This is a genomic window from Ruegeria sp. ANG-S4 (assembly GCF_000814005.1).
Taxonomy (GTDB): Bacteria; Pseudomonadota; Alphaproteobacteria; order Rhodobacterales; family Rhodobacteraceae; genus Ruegeria.
Genome location: NZ_JWLK01000005.1, coordinates 258,128 through 273,795 on the forward strand (window position 1 = coordinate 258,128; position 15,668 = coordinate 273,795).

Consider the following 15,668-nt stretch of genomic DNA (forward strand, 5'->3'; position numbering starts at 1 on the left):
CACAAAACGCACGGCACGCGACATTGGAAAAGGGTTTGTCCAACAGTTAGGAGCCGCGATGACCTTCGCCCCACCAAAACTTTCCGATGTCGATCTGTCCCTTCGGTTGAGCAAGGGCAAATACCTGGAACGCCTCGTGGACTTGCAAAGTCGCTTGGCACGCATTCAACAGGCATTCCTGTTTCATGGCCTCAAGGGTGTGATCGTATTCGAGGGGTGGGATGCGGCAGGTAAGGGCGGCACGATCCGACGGATCAGTCAGGCGCTGGACCCGCGCAGCTTCAAGGTCTGGCCAATCGGTGCGCCGCGCAATTACTACTTGAACCGCCACTATCTGTTGCGCTTCTGGGAGAGGCTGCCGCCCGAAGGTGCGATCTCGGCCTTTGACCGCAGCTGGTATGGCCGCGTGCTGGTCGAGCGGATCGAGAAGTTCGCGCCCGAAGAACGGTGGCGCGCGGCCTACCGAGAGATCAACGACTTCGAACGCATGTTGGTGCACGACAACACGCGGATCGTGAAACTGTTTTTCCACATATCGCCGGATGAACAGATGAACCGGTTTTCCGAACGTTTGCGCAATCCGCTTAAACGGTGGAAACTGACCTATGAGGACTTCCGCAATCGCGAGAAATGGGCTGAGACCGAAACGGCCGTCGACGACATGTTGGAGCGGACTTCGACGCGGATCGCGCCGTGGCAGGTGATCCCGGCAAACAACAAGAAATACGCGCGGATTGCTGCCATGACGGCAATTGTTGATGCGTTTTCTGACGGGGTGGATTTGAACCCTCAACACCTGGACCGAAAGACGCTTGAGGCGGCAGATAGACTTCTGGATGTCGATCAGGATTTGATTGACAGCCTACGCGCACGGACCGAGTAGTTGCCGTTGGAACCTTGGTTTGGCGTTGCGCTGGTCCGGTTCAGTTGACAGGGATGTCCTGCTTCAGCTTCCCGGTCGTTTTGTCGAAAATCAGAATACGGTTATCGTCCGTGACGACGGCGTACCAGTTGTTTCCGATGGTCAACGCCTGTGCGCGCGCACCGTCTGGCAGATCGATTTGGTCCGGCAGTGTCGGCGCCCTGTCTGATAAGCGGATGACAATCAGTGCGAAGGTCACTAGAACCCCGCCAATCATCACCGCGGTCAACAGCATGACCATGCGTCGCAACAATCGCAGCTGAGGCGTTTCCTGCGGTTCCTGAGGATCGGAAGGGACAGTCATGGGCACCCGCCTGATAGAATTTCGCATTGCGGCCGCGCCGCCACCCCGCCTTGATAAGGCGCTTTCGCGGGATGTACCAGATACGGAAAGCCTGTCGCGTACCCGTCTGGCGCGGTTGATCCAGGAAGGTGCAGTTTCGGTCGACGGCACCGTCGTCAGTGATCCCAAGGCCAAGGTTGCAGAAGACGCCCATATCGCGATCACGGTCGCAGAGGCTGAAGACAGCCATATCGGCCCCGAGGACATACCGTTGGAAGTGGTTTACGAGGATGATGATCTGATCGTCGTGAACAAGCCGGCCGGGATGGTCGTGCATCCCGCGCCCGGATCACCCAGCGGAACACTGGTGAACGCGTTGCTGCACCACTGTGGCGATGCCTTGTCCGGGGTTGGCGGTGTAAAACGACCGGGGATCGTGCACCGCATCGACAAGGATACAAGTGGATTGCTTGTCGTTGCAAAATCCGACGCTGCGCATCAGGGATTGGCCGAACAGTTCGAGGCTCACACAGTTGAACGCCGCTACCTCGCGCTGTGCTACGGTGTGCCCGACGCCAACGACCCCCGCCTGCGCGGCGTGAAAGGCGTCAGCTTTGAGCCCGGTAATGTCATGCGTCTGACCACCCAGCTGGCGCGGCACAAAACAGACCGGCAAAGGCAAGCTGTTCTGTTTCATGGCGGAAAATACGCCGTGACGCGTGCACGGGTGGTCGAAACCTTTGGTGATCCTGCGGTTTTGTCGCTGATCGAGTGCTGGCTTGAAACCGGACGGACGCACCAAATCCGCGTGCATATGGCACATGCGGGGCACGGGTTGGTGGGCGATCCGGTTTATGGCGGCAAGCGAAAACTGGCCATTCGCGCCATTGACGCGGAAACCGCCGAAGCCGTGCGCGGTTTCCCGCGCCAGGCCCTACATGCCGCTGTTTTGGGTTTTGAGCACCCGATCAGCGGTGCTTTCTTGCGCTTTGAGGCCGCCTTGCCGCAGGACATGGACGTTTTGCTGGACGGGTTGCGCCGGCAGATGTCATAATTCGCAAAGACGCGTGATTACGATCTTATCAGCTTTTCTTTATCAATGGTTAATAGCACACTGTTACTGGTTCCTCTTGAATGTACCTGGTTGCGTTACCATATCCTATGTTAATGGATTAAACATTTGTCCAAGGGGCAGAATTAAATGGCAAATTACTCGAATCTTCCCGCGCCGACGCCTGAGGGTGGTCTGAACCGCTATATGCAGGAAATCCGCAAGTTTCCCCTGCTGGAGCCGGAAGAGGAATACATGCTGGCAAAGCGTTGGGTCGAAGAACAGGATACCGAAGCGGCGCATAAAATGGTGACGTCGCACCTGCGTCTGGCCGCCAAGATTGCCATGGGTTACCGCGGCTATGGCCTGCCGCAGGCCGAGGTGATCTCGGAGGCGAATGTAGGTCTTATGCAGGCGGTCAAGCGGTTTGACCCTGAAAAGGGTTTTCGTCTGGCAACCTATGCCATGTGGTGGATCCGTGCTTCGATCCAGGAATATATCCTGCGGTCCTGGTCGCTTGTGAAACTGGGCACGACGTCCGCGCAGAAAAAGCTGTTTTTCAACCTTCGGAAAGCCAAGGCACGTATCGGTGCTTTGGAAGAGGGCGATTTACGCCCCGAGAACGTCAAAAAGATTGCCGAAGATCTGGGCGTTACCGAAGACGAAGTCATCAGCATGAACCGCCGGATGTCCGGGGGCGACGCATCGCTGAACGCGACCGTTGGGTCCGAAGGCGAAGGCACGATGCAATGGCAGGATTGGCTGGAAGACGAGGACGCTGATCAGGCCGGTGACTACGAGGCGAGAGATGAGCTTGAGGCCCGCCGCGAATTGCTGACCGCCGCGTTGGACGTGCTGAACGACCGAGAGAAGGACATTCTCACTCAACGCCGCCTTATGGATCAGCCTGTGACGCTTGAGGAACTCAGCACACAATACAACGTCAGCCGTGAACGCATTCGCCAGATTGAGGTACGCGCATTCGAGAAGCTGCAAAAGAAAATGCGCGAACTGGCACGCGAAAAAGGAATGCTGGGTAAAGTCTAACCCCATTAAACTGCAGGTGCTTTCAAACCGGTCCGATCCATATCGGGCCGGTTTCTTGTTGCGGACGTTTCAGTTTCACCGTGTCGTTGCGCCCAGTTAGGGCGTTGCGGTAGCCCGCGCATTGCGCTAGCGCTAACGCTAACGTGCAGTCACGCGTCAGGAGGGTCGTCATGCAGAAACCGGTTCAATGGGGCATTCTGGGGGCATCGAAATTTGCACGACAGCACATGGCACCGGCCATTCAATCCGCAAAAGGTGCCCGGCTGGCGGGTTTGGCCACATCAAACGCCGCAAAGGCGGAACCGTTTCAACACCTCTGCCCGGATATCTCGGTTTTTGACAGCTATGACGCGCTACTCTCTGACCCGGGGATAGAGGCCGTATATATTCCGCTGCCCAACCACCTGCATGTCGAATGGAGCCTGAAGGCTATGGATGCGGGCAAGCATGTTCTGTGCGAAAAGCCGATGACAATGCAGGCCAGCGAGTTCGACCAATTGATCGCGAAACGAGATCACACCGGCCTGCTGGCTGCCGAAGCCTACATGATCGTTCATCACCCCCAATGGCAACTGACCCGCAAACTTGTCGCGGATGGCGCGATTGGCAAACTGGTCCATGTGGACGGGGTTTTTACCTACGACAATCGATTGGACACGGAAAACATCCGAAACCGCCCGGAGACGGGCGGCGGCGGGTTGCGGGATATTGGTGTCTATACGATCGGCAGCACCCGATTTGTCACCGGGCAAGAGCCGGTCGATGTCAGATCGTCGATCCGGTGGGAAAACGACGTGGATGTCTTTACCGAGATCAACGCCCGTTTCCCCGACTTCACCTACCACACCTACGTCTCGACCCGGATGCATCCCAATCAGGCGATGGAGTTTCACGGCGAAGGCGGCGTCATCCGACTGACCGCGCCATTCAATTCGCGGGTTTTTGGCGAAGCGCGAGTCGAATTGCACCGGCCGGGTTTGGAACTACAGGTCACGCGCTTTCCCGGAGATGATCATTACGCGCTGCAGATCGAGGCTTTTTGCAATTCGGTGCGAAACGGAGATGATTATCCATGTTCATTGGAGTTCTCGCGCGGCACGCAGGCAATGATCGACCGGGTTTTTGAAAGCGCCGAGACCCTTTGACCGAACCCTTGCAAACACTGCGTGGGCAGGCCTAATCTATCTGCCACCACTGCAGGAGAGATGTGATGGCGGGCGGTTGGGCGCGTGACGGCGCGGTAAGCGAACAGATCGAAGCATCCATTTCGGATGAATTGGCGCGCATGCAGGCGTTAAAACGCCCTGTTGGCGAAAGCCTGACGCATTGCGCGGAATGTGACGAACCGATTCCCGAAAAACGACGTCTCGCCCTTCCGGGCGTCAAACTATGCCTGGACTGTCAGCAAGAAAGGGACAGCGCGTTCAAAAGTCGTGGTGGGATCAACCGGCGTGGCTCAAAAGACAGCCAGTTGAAGTAAGCCACAACGCCATGCAGGAAGCGCCCGAAAAACGCCCCTTGTGGTTTCAAAGCGGGTTGGTTTTAGGGTTCGCGGCCGCATTCTTGTGGGGCACCCACAGCGTCATCGTCAGGTATCTGACCTCGGATCTTGGCGGGCTACAGATTGCCGTCGCAAGACTGTTCATCGCCGCACTGGCAATCTATGCGATCCTTCGTGTTTTGCGCGGCTCTGTTTCAATTCAGATGTCGGACTGGAACTTGCGGTTGGCTGTCCTGTCCACAGTGGTGAACTATGTCCTGTTTCATGTCGGTCTCGAATACACCGGCGCCGCCAATGCAATGGTTCTGGAAAACACGGCACCTTTCTTTGTACTGGTTTTCCTGTATTTTTTTGCAAAAGCCCCGGTCGGAAGAACCGAGTTCCTAGCGACATTTCTCGCGATCTTGGGCGTTTTCTTGACTGTGTTCCAGGACTTTCAGGGCGGCGGAGACCCGCTGTTGGGCGACGTGATGGAGATCGGGGCAGGTCTGAGCTGGGCGGTTTTCCTGATTTCCAGCAGCCGAGCCATGCAAACCTCTCAATCCACCGTCGAGCGGTTGAATTTCCTGTTCGGCGTATTCCTGTGTTCTGCCATTCTGATGACACCGGTCGCCATATTTTCGATGCAGGTTCCGTCGGCGGAAGATGTGTTTTTTCTTGTCCTGCTGGGCGTATTGCCGACCGCGCTGGCATACTATCTGTGGTACGAGGCAGCAGCGCGGTTGTCGACCCTGACGGCGACCTTGCTGTTTGCCTCGTCCGTGGTTTTTACTTTCATCAACGCCGCAGTTTTCCTGGGCGCCGCGATAACCGTACCGGCAGTCGTGGGTGCAGCGTTAATTGTCTTCGCTATTTTCCTGACAACGCTTGGTAAATCGGATGGGTGATGCGGGCCGTCCGGCTTGTGCACGGCCCGTTGCCCATCACGCTTCCATTGCCTCCAGTTCGTCAATGAAGCCGGATATCATCGACAAACCCTTGTCCCAGAATTTCGGATCGCTCGCATCCAGGCCAAACGGGGCCAAAAGCTCTTTGTGGTGCTTGGAACCACCGGCGCGAAGCATTTCGAAATACTTGTCTTCAAAACCGTCTGCGCCGCTTTCGTAGACCGAATACAGCGCGTTCACCAAGCCGTCGCCGAACGCATAGGCGTAGACGTAGAAAGGGGAGTGTACGAAATGCGGGATGTACGCCCAGAACGTCTCGTACCCATCCATGAATTCAAATGCGGGTCCAAGACTTTCGGCCTGAACGCTCATCCACAGGGCGTTGATGTCATCCGGGGTCAGCTCGCCCTCGCGCCGGGCGGCGTGGAGTTTGCATTCAAAGTCATAAAACGCGATCTGCCGGACAACCGTGTTGATCATGTCTTCGACTTTGCCCGCAAGCAACACCTTGCGCTGCTCGGGTGTCTCGGCCTGATCCAGCATCTTGCGGAAGGTCAGCATCTCGCCAAAGACGGACGCTGTTTCAGCGAGGGTCAGCGGCGTGGAAGACAGCATTTCACCCTGATCGGCGGCCAGAACCTGATGCACCCCATGACCGAGCTCATGCGCCAGCGTCATGACATCGCGGGGCTTGCCCAGATAATTGAGCATCACGTAGGGATGCACTTCGGTCACTGTTGGATGCGCGAACGCGCCCGGTGCCTTGCCGGGCTTCACAGCTGCGTCGATCCAACCCTTCGAAAAGAAGGGCGATGCGATTTCACCCATACGCGGGTCAAACGCATCATAGGCATCCATGACCGTCTTTTCGGCCTCGTCCCAGCCGATCACGCGGGTATCTTCCATTGGCAAGGGCGCGTTGCGGTCCCAGACCTGCATGACATCCAGACCCAGCCACTTGCGTTTCAACTCGTAATACCGGTGGCTCAGCTTGGGATACGCGGCGACAACCGCCTCGCGCAGGGCTTCGACCACTTCGGGTTCGACATCGTTTGACAAATGGCGGCCGGTTTGCGCCGTAGGCATTTGACGCCAACGGTCCACAATCTCTTTTTCTTTCGCTTGCGTGTTATGTACGCGCGCGAATGTCTTGATGTTGCTTTGAAACACTTGGGCCAGCTCGCGCGCTGCGGCTTCACGCATTCCGCGATCTTGTTCCGTCAGCAGGTTCAGCGTGCCTTCGATATTCAACTCTTCGCCATCTACCGTAAAGGTCAAACCGGCGATGGTTTCGTCAAACAAACGCTCCCACGCATCACCGACAACGCCCAGATCGTGCAGGAATTTTTCCAACTCATCAGACAGCTGATAGGGCTTCATCGCTCGGATACGGCGGAAAACGGGTTCATACCGGGCGAGATCGGCATTTGCTGCAAACCGCGCCCTCAGAACGTCGTCGTCGATGCGATTGATCTCAAGCGTGAAAAAGACCAGCGGCGTGGTGAAGATCGTGATCTTTTCCTGCATATCGGACAGGAACTTGGCGCGGTCGGCGTCCGTGGTCAGCTGGTAATAGCGCAGACCGGCAAAAGACATGATGCGCCCGGCAATTCCGTTTATCTTTTCGTTGCGTTGAACGCAGGTCAGCAGATCGCCAGCATCCAACTCCGCCAGCTTCCCTTCGTAATCCGCTGCAAACGAGGCGCATTCGCCCTCAAGCCAATCCAGATCGCGGGTCAGTTCCGGCGCGTCCTGAGAGGTGTAGAGATCGGTAAGATCCCATTCCGGCAGATCGCCCAGATTGTCAGCACCCCCGACAGCATTTGCATCACGGACGGGAAAAGGAAGATCGCGCATGGAACACCTCGAACAGCTTTGATTTGCAAACATTTAGGCGCGGGCCGCCGGGATCACAAGCGGCCAATCCTCTACGCGCTTACTGTGATAGAACCGGTTGTCGTTGCGTGTCAGAGCAAGCAGCCGTGAAATGCGCGGCCATTTGATCCAGTACCGGGCCGCGAACCTCGGGCGCTTCCATCAGCACTTCGTGTTCGCCGTCGGGAATTTCGACCAGTGTTCCACCAGGCCAGTCGGCCATACGGGCCCGGATGGCTTTGCGGTCGACAATCTGTTCATGGCTGCCCAGAAAAGTCAGGCAGGGGGTTTGCGGTGCCGTCTGCTCCATCAGCCAAGCGCATTCATCCAACGCTTCGCGTAGCCAGATCGTCGATGGCGCGCCAAGGGCAAGTTCGGGATGAGCCGCCAGTTGATCCTGCATCATCTTGTACATTACCGGATCGCGCGTCAGTACGTTACCCTCGAACGGCTGCGATGCCACATAGCTTTCCAGCGACGTCGTCGGAGGTGTTTTTTCGCCCAATCCCACGCGCGGCCCCCAATAGGCGGTCAATCGACTAAGTGGCTTCATGAGCGGCGTAAAGAAGATGCCCCACATCGGCCCGGTGAATGCGCAGGCGGCAAAATCGTGGCCCGCCAGTACAGCGCGCAACCCGATTGCGCCACCCATTGAATGGCCGATCACATGCCAGGGCTTTGGCAGGCCAAGCTCTGCCGCCAGGTCCAGGGTGGACTGCACGTCCTTTTGATAGTCAGGGAACTGGTCCACATGCCCGACGCGCGGATCGTCCAGCAGGCGGTCCGCCAAGCCCTGACCGCGCCAATCGACCGCGAGGCAGGCGAAGCCACGATCGACAAATTCGCCCGCCGTGCTTCCATACTTTTCGATGTATTCAGTCCGACCCGGGAACAGCATCACCGTGCCGTTGGGTGCGTGTTCAGGCAACCAGTGGCCGACGCGAATACGCTTGCCATCCGATGTTGTCACCCAATTGGCCTGGCCACCGGCAGGTCCACCGGCCACGTCTTCAAAGAAAGGGGCCGGCGAAAACTCCATCAGGCCAGCACCGAGGCAAGTTTCATGGCAATCCCCATGTCTCCGTCCACGCTCAGCTTACCGGACATGAACGCGCCGGTGGGGTTCAGGTCGCCGCTGAGGATCTGTTCGAAAGTGTCCGCGTCCGCACTAAGGGTAACATCCGCGTCTTCATCGCTAACCCGTGCACCGTTCTCATCCAGAATGATAGCGCCCAGATCGGCGATGGCAAACTTGGCCGAGGCGTCAAATGCCCCGTCTGCCAGTTTTTCGTTCAGCGCGGCTGCGGCCTTTTCCAAAGTGTCGCTCATGGTGTTCCTCATTTTGTTGGTGCGCCGTGAATGGACATCCTCGGTCGCAACGCTACACTGAACATTGTTATGAGCATTGCAATCTACAATCTCAAAGGTACCGTCGCGGCACTTTTTGCGATAGTCACGTTTTCCACCATGTCATCGGCTCAGCAAGCCGATCTGCGCGACGAATCCGCGTTGTTGGAACAGTTGGCACAAGCCACACCTGAACAAGCCATAGGGTTGGATCGACAGTTGCAGGCGCTATGGTCGCAATCCGGGTCCGCCTCGGCGGATTTGTTGCTGGAACGCGGACGCGAGGCGCTGGATGACGGCGATGTAGACGCGGCGATCGACCATCTGACAGCGCTGACGGATCATGCACCCGACTTTGCCGAAGGATGGCATGTACGGGCGTCGGCCTTTTTCGGTCTCGAGCGTTTTGGAATGGCTGCCGCCGATCTTGAGCATGCCCTGACGCTGAACCCCAATAATTACGACGCAATCTATGGGCTGGGCCTGATCTTCGAAGTATTGGAGCAACCTGAGAAAGCCTATGACGCCTACACGCGTGCGCTGGCTATACATCCCCATCATGAAGAAGTAACCAATGCCGTGAATCGGCTGAAGCCGCAGGTTGAAGGCAAGGCGCTGTAAGTCACGGGGCGCAGGGGGCAAAGGTGAGCGGGTCATCCCGAATCGTGGCCGTTCTGGGTCCGACGAACACAGGTAAAACCCATTACGCAATCGAACGTATGCTGGGGCACCGAACCGGTGTGATCGGTCTGCCGCTGCGTCTGCTGGCGCGTGAAATCTATGACAAGATCGTCGCCGTGCGCGGCCCGTCGGTTGTCGCGCTTGTTACGGGCGAAGAGCGAATCGTGCCGCCGCGCACCCAGTATTGGGTCTGCACGGTCGAGGCGATGCCCGAAGGCATGGGCGCGGATTTTGTTGCGGTCGACGAAATTCAGCTGTGCGCCGATCCCGAGCGCGGCCACGTCTTCACGGATCGCCTGCTGCGGGCGCGTGGGACCAGCGAAACGCTTTTTCTGGGGTCCGACACCATGCGCGGCCCCATCGCAGCCCTTGTGCCCGAGGCGCAGTTTGTCCGGCGCGAGCGTATGTCGCAGCTGGTCTATTCCGGTTCAAAAAAGATCAGCCGTATGCCCGCGCGCAGCGCCATTGTCGGATTCTCGGTCGAAAACGTTTATGCCATCGCCGAGCTGCTGCGCCGCCAAAAAGGGGGCGCGGCTGTTGTGATGGGCGCGCTCAGCCCACGCACACGGAACGCGCAGGTGGACCTCTACCAGAATGGTGAGGTTGATTATCTCGTCGCCACCGACGCGATTGGAATGGGCCTGAACCTTGACGTGAACCACGTTGCTTTCTCGTCGCTGACCAAGTTCGACGGTCGCCGGATGCGGCCCTTGGCTCCGAACGAACTGGCCCAGATCGCGGGTCGCGCGGGGCGGGGTATGTCTGACGGAACCTTCGGAGTGACCGGCGAAGCCCCGCCGCTGGATGAAGGCGTCGCGCAAGCGATCATGGACAGCCGTTTCACGCCGATGAAAAAGCTGAACTGGCGGAATGCCGCCTTGCGGTTTGGCTCGGTTGACGCGCTGATCGACTCGCTTGAGGTCGGCCCAACGGGTGAGCATCTGACCAAGGCCCGCCCGGCGGATGATCTGAATGTTCTCAAATCGCTCTCGCAAGTGATCGAGGTCATGGCCCGCGCCAGCGACGGGCAATCCGTCAGATTGTTGTGGGATGTATGCAGAATCCCTGACTTTCGCGGCATCAGCCACGGCGAACACGCCAGCCTGCTTGAGGTCATTTATGGCCATCTGCACGAACGCGGCTCGATCCCTGATGACTTCATGGCCCGCCAAATCCGCCGCATTGACCGGATGGACGGGGATATTGATGCGCTGTCCAAAAGGTTGGCATATATTCGCACCTGGACATATGTTGCGCAACGAAACGGCTGGGTGCGTGACGAATCCCATTGGCGTGAGGAAACGCGCACTGTAGAAGACAGGCTGTCGGATGCTCTGCACGACCGTCTGACACAGAGATTTGTGGACCGGCGCACATCTGTTTTGCTGCGCCGGCTCAAACAGAAGGAGGCCCTTTTGGCCGAAGTAAATGACAAGGGTGAAGTGACCGTCGAAGGTGAATTCGTCGGTCGTTTGGAAGGGTTCCGGTTTATCCCGGACAAGGCTGCGCAGGGAACCGAGGCGAAAGCCCTGAAATCCGCGTCTCTGCAAGCCCTTGCGCCGCAATTCCATCTGCGTGCCGACCGTTTTTACAACGCGCCCGATACCGAAATTGATTTCACCGATCAGGGTGGCCTGATGTGGGGCGAATATGCCGTCGGCAAGCTGGTTGCCGGGGCAGAGCCTCTTAAACCCGTGGTCGAGGTTTTTGTAGATGAGGCCGCTGGCCCGGACGTCGAACAAAAAGTGCAGCGCCGGTTGCAGCACTTCATCGACCGCAAGGTGGCTGCGCTGTTCGAGCCGCTGTTGAACCTGTCGCGCGATGAAGAACTGACCGGTCTCGCCAAGGGCTTTGCCTTCCGCATGGTCGAGGCTTTGGGCGTGTTGCCGCGTGCGCACGTCGCGCAAGAGGTGAAGGATCTGGATCAGGACGCCCGTGGCGCGCTGCGCAAACACGGCATCCGCTTTGGCCAGTTCACCATCTTCATGCCGCTGCTGCTGAAACCCGCGCCCACGCGCCTGCGTCTGGTGCTTTGGGCGCTGTCCAGCGGTTTGCAGGAATTCCCCGAAGCGCCGCCGCCAGGACTGGTCACGGTCCCTGTCGCCAAGGACGCGCCGCAGGGCTATGACACCATGTGCGGCTACCGCGATGCCGGCGAGCGGTCGATCCGCATCGACATGCTGGAGCGTTTGGCCGACATGCTCCGCGCCGAAGACAGCCGAGGCGGGTTCGAGGCCAAGCCTGACATGCTGTCGATCACCGGTATGACGTTGGAACAGTTCGCCGACCTGATGCAAGGGCTTGGCTACAAAGCCGAACGCGGTGAGCGCGAGAAGGTCAAACCAACCCCGGCTGAGCCCGTGCCCGATACAACGGAAGCCGCTACGCCTGAAACCGCGGCAGATACGCCCGAGCAACCTGTCGCCGAAGAAAACCCGGCCCCGGAAACCACTTCGGAAGAGGTTGCCACACCCGCCGAGGCATCAGCCGAGGCCACCGAAAGCCCAGAGGCCGTAGCCGAGGCTCCTGCGACTGAACCGGCATCGGATGAGCCGGAGGTCGAGGTGTTTTTCACCTTCACCTGGGGCCGCCAGCGCCCGCAAAACCGTGGCCCGCGTCGTGAACAACGGCAGGGGCAGGGCAAGGGGAAACCGCGTGGCAAACCTCAGGAAGGACGCGGGAAGCCTCAGGGCAAAAAGGGCGGCAAACCGCAAGGGGCCAAAACCTTCTCTTCCCGGCCACCCAAGAAAGAAAAGGCGATCGATCCCGATAACCCGTTCGCAGCCGCGCTGATGGGTTTGAAGGACGGCAACTGATCTCTGATGGCCGAGGCCAAGCTGCGGATCGACAAATGGCTCTGGCAGGCGCGGTTCTTCAAGACCCGCAGCCTCGCCGCCAAACAGGTCAGCGGTGGGCATGTCAGGTTGAACGGAAACCGGGTGCTGAAGCCTGCGCAGGCGGTCGCGCCCGGTGACGTTCTGACCTTCCCGCAGGGTCGGATCGTCAGGGTTGTCCGTATCGAGGCCCTCGGCGAACGGCGTGGACCCGCGCCCGAGGCGCAAGCGCTGTACTTTGATATAACCGAAAAGCAGGACGTGCCGCCCAAAAATCCGGGATTCGAGGGAAAAGGTCGTCCAACTAAGAAAGAACGGCGCGCACTTGATCTTTCTCGCACCCCCAAAGGGTGATCTGATCTTGAAGAAGGCCCTTGTCTGGATTAGCTAATCGCCAAAGCGCAAACAGGAAACAAATAATGACCTATGTCGTCACCGATAACTGCATTGGCTGCAAATACACTGACTGCGTCGAGGTGTGCCCGGTGGATTGTTTCTATGAAGGTGAAAACGCGTTGGTCATTCACCCGGATGAGTGCATCGACTGCGGCGTTTGTGAACCCGAGTGCCCCGCAGATGCGATCCGACCGGACACCGAGCCGGGGATGGAGCCATGGGTTGAGTTCAACCGCAAGTATTCGGAAATGTGGCCCGTGATCGTCACCAAGAAAGACCCGCTTCCCGAAGCCGAAGAGCGGGATGGCGAAGAGGGTAAACTTGAGAAGTACTTCTCCGAGGCACCCGGCGAGGGCGGGTAAGCGATTCGCTTACTGAACCGAACGGTTCGAAACCCAAGTGACTGCGCAAAGCCCTGATAATCAAAGGGCTTTCGGTCTCTTATGCATCGCAGTCTTTCGTATGTCGCATTTTTGTGATATACTTCGAAGTTGAACGATGAATGAGATGGGGAAAACTCCGTAAGTATGTTTGCTTTGGAGTTCTGAATTTTTGAACAATTGACTGCCTGACCGGGCCAAGAATGGCGCGGGTCGGTGCGTTTTGTTGTCTGTTCTCCGCTCTTTAACCAAGGATGAACCTGAATGTCTAAGTCGAAAAAGCTTGAGTTCCGCCCGAACGATTATGTCGTCTACCCTGCGCATGGCGTGGGCCAGATCATCTCGATCGAAGAGCAGGACGTCGCGGGATTCACGCTCGAGCTGTTTGTCATTTCCTTTGAGAAGGACAAGATGACGCTCCGCGTGCCAACAAACAAGGTCACCGAATCCGGTCTGCGGTCGCTCAGCTCGCCGGATGTGATCAGCCAGGCGATGAAGACCCTGAAAGGCAAGGCCAAGGTGAAACGCGCCATGTGGTCGCGTCGTGCGCAGGAGTATGAACAGAAAATCAACTCGGGCGACCTGATCTCGATCGCCGAGGTCGTACGCGACCTGCACCGCACCGATGATCAGCGCGAGCAGAGCTATTCCGAACGTCAGCTATATGAGGCCGCTCTGGAGCGTCTGACCCGTGAGGTCGCTGCCGTTTCCGGAGCCGATGAATTGTCGGCGGCCAAGCAGGTTGACGAAGTCCTGACCTCGCGCGCAGCCTGATCGCAGGAAAGCCAATTCAAGGGTCGTCCCAGTATAGGGGCGGCCCTTTTTGTGTCATCGCGCTTGGTATACCGGTAAGCGTCGGGTATTTTCCTGCGAATGCAGGAGGATGCGGGGTCATGATGAAGCAGGCTGTGAAGTTTCTCTACATCAGCCACGAACCGGTATCGGTCTGGTTCCGCTATGGTCTGATCCTGTTCGATATCGCATCGATCATCTTTTTTGTCGCCACTGCCAACATCCCGCACGGGCCGGGCCTGACAGCGGCCAGCCTTGGTGTGGGTCTGATCATCTTGCTGGATTTCTGCGCGCGCCTGTGGATCGCGAAAGACCGCTGGAAACTGCTGCGACAGATCTACACGCTGGCAGATATTGTGGTGATCGTATCCCTGTTGCTCGACCCGTTCTTGACTGGGAATCTGGCTTTCCTGCGGATATTGCGCGCGCTGCGGCTGATCCACTCCTATCATTTGCTGAGGGACCTGCGCCGAGACAGCCCGTTCTTCCGCACCCACGAAGACGCGGTGATCGCGGCAATCAATCTGTTGGTGTTTGTCTTTGCCACCTCGACGGCTGTGCTGGTGTTCTTCGTCCCGGAGAACACGCAAACACCCTACATCGACGCGCTCTACTTCACGATGGCGACGCTGACGACGACCGGTTTCGGGGACATCACGCTGAGCACACCCGGCGGAAAACTGTTTTCGGTCTTCATCATGGTGGTGGGTGTCGCGCTGTTTGTGCGTCTGGCGCAGGCGATCTTCATCCCCCAGAAAGTGCGTTACAAATGCCCCAGCTGCGGATTGTTTCGGCACGATCCAGATGCCGTGCATTGCAAACACTGCGGTGCAACCCTGCGGATCGAAACCGGTGGATCGGGTTAAATCGAAGCCACCAGAACCAGAAGAAAGACGATCTCGGTAACCTGTTGCGTGGCGCCCAAAATATCCCCGGTCTGTCCACCGATCTTGCGTTTTGCGATCCTCCCAACGATGGCCGCGGCGAGCAACGCAAACAGCATAGGTACGATGGCTGACCACCCCAGTAGCAACAGCGACAACACCGCCGCCAAACCCAATCCCGCAAATACGGCAGAGAATGGCGGGACACCAACCGAGTGGCTGAGCCCCGATTGCCGCGCATTGGGCAGTGCACGCATCAGCGCGGGCATTGCGGCGCGGGAAAACAGGCAGGCGGCCAGAACTCCGGTCAGCAGGCCAGACCCAACAAGGGCCGCGATGGTGGTGATCCGCAGAAGTTGGGATAACAGCAGGGCCAACACGCCATAGGTGCCGATATGGCTGTCCTTCATGATCTCCAACCGGCGTTCAGACGTGTATCCTCCCCAAAGCCCATCGGCCGTGTCAGCCAACCCGTCCTCGTGCATCGCGCCGGTGGTGATGATTAGGGTGGCGACAATCAGGCTAGCCGTTCCGAAAGTGGGCAGATGCGCCCAGATCGCGATCCATGCAACACCACAAGCAAGGGCCGCGACCACCAGACCGGCGAAGGGATAGGCCCATGCGGCGCGCGATTGGCGGGCAAACGCATCTTCGGGCAGGCGCGGCAGTGGCAGGCGGGTCAGAAGCACCAGCGCCAGCGGGATATCCCACAAGGAAAACGGGGCGGTGTCGTTTTTGTTCACTCCCAGGCCTTTCCGGGTCTTGTTGCTGTGCCAGCATTGGTTAAA

Annotated in this window: 17 protein-coding genes; 12 read left to right on the forward strand and 5 right to left on the reverse strand. The window is 58.2% G+C overall.

Annotation, left to right across the window (positions count from 1 at the left end):
• Nucleotides 1-58: 58 nt before the first annotated feature.
• Nucleotides 59-883: a polyphosphate kinase 2 family protein gene (locus tag RA28_RS14265; RefSeq protein WP_039531613.1), complete on the forward strand. Its 825-nt coding sequence runs from the start codon at nt 59-61 to the stop codon at nt 881-883.
• A gap of 40 nt (nt 884-923) precedes the next feature.
• Here the strand turns inward: RA28_RS14265 and RA28_RS14270 are convergent, their stop codons facing one another.
• The gene (locus tag RA28_RS14270) at nt 924-1,226 is read right to left on the reverse strand and encodes a DUF6476 family protein (protein WP_039530138.1); all 303 of its coding nucleotides are present in this window, start codon (nt 1,224-1,226) and stop codon (nt 924-926) included.
• Here RA28_RS14270 and RA28_RS14275 point away from each other — a divergent pair.
• From RA28_RS14275 to RA28_RS14295, 5 genes are all read left to right on the forward strand, one after another.
• Nucleotides 1,225-2,259: an RluA family pseudouridine synthase gene (locus tag RA28_RS14275; protein ID WP_039530141.1), complete on the forward strand. Its 1,035-nt coding sequence runs from the start codon at nt 1,225-1,227 to the stop codon at nt 2,257-2,259. The two genes, RA28_RS14270 and RA28_RS14275, sit on opposite strands and share 2 nt — an antisense overlap.
• Before the next feature lie 147 nt (nt 2,260-2,406).
• Entirely contained in the window at nt 2,407-3,303 is an 897-nt protein-coding gene (gene rpoH / locus RA28_RS14280) for an RNA polymerase sigma factor RpoH (protein ID WP_039530144.1), read from the forward strand.
• Nucleotides 3,304-3,473: 170 nt separating this feature from the next.
• On the forward strand, nt 3,474-4,448 hold the full coding sequence (locus tag RA28_RS14285) for a Gfo/Idh/MocA family protein (protein ID WP_039530147.1): 975 nt from the start codon (nt 3,474-3,476) through the stop codon (nt 4,446-4,448).
• A gap of 65 nt (nt 4,449-4,513) precedes the next feature.
• On the forward strand, nt 4,514-4,783 hold the full coding sequence (locus tag RA28_RS14290) for a DksA/TraR family C4-type zinc finger protein (protein WP_039530151.1): 270 nt from the start codon (nt 4,514-4,516) through the stop codon (nt 4,781-4,783).
• Between the two features lie 11 nt (nt 4,784-4,794).
• Nucleotides 4,795-5,691: a DMT family transporter gene (locus RA28_RS14295; RefSeq protein WP_039530154.1), complete on the forward strand. Its 897-nt coding sequence runs from the start codon at nt 4,795-4,797 to the stop codon at nt 5,689-5,691.
• A 36-nt stretch (nt 5,692-5,727) separates the two neighbouring features.
• Here RA28_RS14295 and RA28_RS14300 read toward each other — a convergent pair whose 3' ends face one another.
• From RA28_RS14300 to RA28_RS14310, 3 genes are all read right to left on the reverse strand, one after another.
• Nucleotides 5,728-7,548: a M3 family oligoendopeptidase gene (locus RA28_RS14300; protein WP_039530157.1), complete on the reverse strand. Its 1,821-nt coding sequence runs from the start codon at nt 7,546-7,548 to the stop codon at nt 5,728-5,730.
• 79 nt (nt 7,549-7,627) lie between these two features.
• Nucleotides 7,628-8,605: an alpha/beta hydrolase gene (locus RA28_RS14305; protein WP_039530160.1), complete on the reverse strand. Its 978-nt coding sequence runs from the start codon at nt 8,603-8,605 to the stop codon at nt 7,628-7,630.
• A complete protein-coding gene (locus RA28_RS14310) occupies nt 8,605-8,895 on the reverse strand; it encodes an SCP2 sterol-binding domain-containing protein (protein WP_039530163.1) in 291 nt (96 codons plus the stop codon). Before RA28_RS14310 ends, RA28_RS14305 begins: the two co-directional genes overlap by 1 nt.
• A gap of 30 nt (nt 8,896-8,925) precedes the next feature.
• On the opposite strand from RA28_RS14310, the gene RA28_RS14315 reads away from it, so the two are divergent.
• From RA28_RS14315 to RA28_RS14340, 6 genes are all read left to right on the forward strand, one after another.
• Nucleotides 8,926-9,534, forward strand: coding sequence for a tetratricopeptide repeat protein (locus RA28_RS14315; protein WP_039530166.1), 609 nt, complete (start codon nt 8,926-8,928; stop codon nt 9,532-9,534).
• 23 nt (nt 9,535-9,557) lie between these two features.
• On the forward strand, nt 9,558-12,410 hold the full coding sequence (locus RA28_RS14320; RefSeq protein WP_039530168.1) for a helicase-related protein: 2,853 nt from the start codon (nt 9,558-9,560) through the stop codon (nt 12,408-12,410).
• A gap of 6 nt (nt 12,411-12,416) precedes the next feature.
• On the forward strand, nt 12,417-12,782 hold the full coding sequence (locus RA28_RS14325; protein ID WP_039530171.1) for an RNA-binding S4 domain-containing protein: 366 nt from the start codon (nt 12,417-12,419) through the stop codon (nt 12,780-12,782).
• A 65-nt stretch (nt 12,783-12,847) separates the two neighbouring features.
• Complete coding sequence (gene fdxA, locus RA28_RS14330) at nt 12,848-13,186, forward strand: ferredoxin FdxA (RefSeq protein ID WP_039530173.1); 339 nt, start codon at nt 12,848-12,850, stop codon at nt 13,184-13,186.
• Between the two features lie 282 nt (nt 13,187-13,468).
• Complete coding sequence (locus RA28_RS14335; protein ID WP_039530178.1) at nt 13,469-13,978, forward strand: CarD family transcriptional regulator; 510 nt, start codon at nt 13,469-13,471, stop codon at nt 13,976-13,978.
• 122 nt (nt 13,979-14,100) lie between these two features.
• Nucleotides 14,101-14,862, forward strand: a complete 762-nt coding sequence (locus RA28_RS14340; RefSeq protein WP_039531616.1) for an ion channel — start codon at nt 14,101-14,103, stop codon at nt 14,860-14,862.
• Here RA28_RS14340 and cobS read toward each other — a convergent pair.
• Nucleotides 14,859-15,623 (reverse strand): adenosylcobinamide-GDP ribazoletransferase, encoded by a 765-nt coding sequence (gene cobS, locus RA28_RS14345; protein WP_039531618.1) that lies wholly within the window; start codon nt 15,621-15,623, stop codon nt 14,859-14,861. The two genes, RA28_RS14340 and cobS, sit on opposite strands and share 4 nt — an antisense overlap.
• Between the last annotated feature and the right edge of the window lie 45 nt (nt 15,624-15,668).

What these genes read in the sequence shown, in the direction of transcription:
- RA28_RS14270 (WP_039530138.1), bottom strand. Translation starts at nt 1,226, where the DNA reads ATGACTGTCCCTTCCGATCCTCAGGAACCGCAGGAAACGCCTCAGCTG.
- RA28_RS14335 (WP_039530178.1), top strand. Translation starts at nt 13,469, where the DNA reads ATGTCTAAGTCGAAAAAGCTTGAGTTCCGCCCGAACGATTATGTCGTC.
- RA28_RS14305 (WP_039530160.1), bottom strand. Translation starts at nt 8,605, where the DNA reads ATGGAGTTTTCGCCGGCCCCTTTCTTTGAAGACGTGGCCGGTGGACCT.
- RA28_RS14315 (WP_039530166.1), top strand. Translation starts at nt 8,926, where the DNA reads ATGGACATCCTCGGTCGCAACGCTACACTGAACATTGTTATGAGCATT.
- RA28_RS14265 (WP_039531613.1), top strand. Translation starts at nt 59, where the DNA reads ATGACCTTCGCCCCACCAAAACTTTCCGATGTCGATCTGTCCCTTCGG.
- fdxA (WP_039530173.1), top strand. Translation starts at nt 12,848, where the DNA reads ATGACCTATGTCGTCACCGATAACTGCATTGGCTGCAAATACACTGAC.
- RA28_RS14340 (WP_039531616.1), top strand. Translation starts at nt 14,101, where the DNA reads ATGAAGCAGGCTGTGAAGTTTCTCTACATCAGCCACGAACCGGTATCG.
- rpoH (WP_039530144.1), top strand. Translation starts at nt 2,407, where the DNA reads ATGGCAAATTACTCGAATCTTCCCGCGCCGACGCCTGAGGGTGGTCTG.
- RA28_RS14275 (WP_039530141.1), top strand. Translation starts at nt 1,225, where the DNA reads ATGGGCACCCGCCTGATAGAATTTCGCATTGCGGCCGCGCCGCCACCC.
- RA28_RS14285 (WP_039530147.1), top strand. Translation starts at nt 3,474, where the DNA reads ATGCAGAAACCGGTTCAATGGGGCATTCTGGGGGCATCGAAATTTGCA.
- RA28_RS14300 (WP_039530157.1), bottom strand. Translation starts at nt 7,548, where the DNA reads ATGCGCGATCTTCCTTTTCCCGTCCGTGATGCAAATGCTGTCGGGGGT.
- RA28_RS14310 (WP_039530163.1), bottom strand. Translation starts at nt 8,895, where the DNA reads ATGAGCGACACTTTGGAAAAGGCCGCAGCCGCGCTGAACGAAAAACTG.
- RA28_RS14295 (WP_039530154.1), top strand. Translation starts at nt 4,795, where the DNA reads ATGCAGGAAGCGCCCGAAAAACGCCCCTTGTGGTTTCAAAGCGGGTTG.
- RA28_RS14325 (WP_039530171.1), top strand. Translation starts at nt 12,417, where the DNA reads ATGGCCGAGGCCAAGCTGCGGATCGACAAATGGCTCTGGCAGGCGCGG.
- RA28_RS14290 (WP_039530151.1), top strand. Translation starts at nt 4,514, where the DNA reads ATGGCGGGCGGTTGGGCGCGTGACGGCGCGGTAAGCGAACAGATCGAA.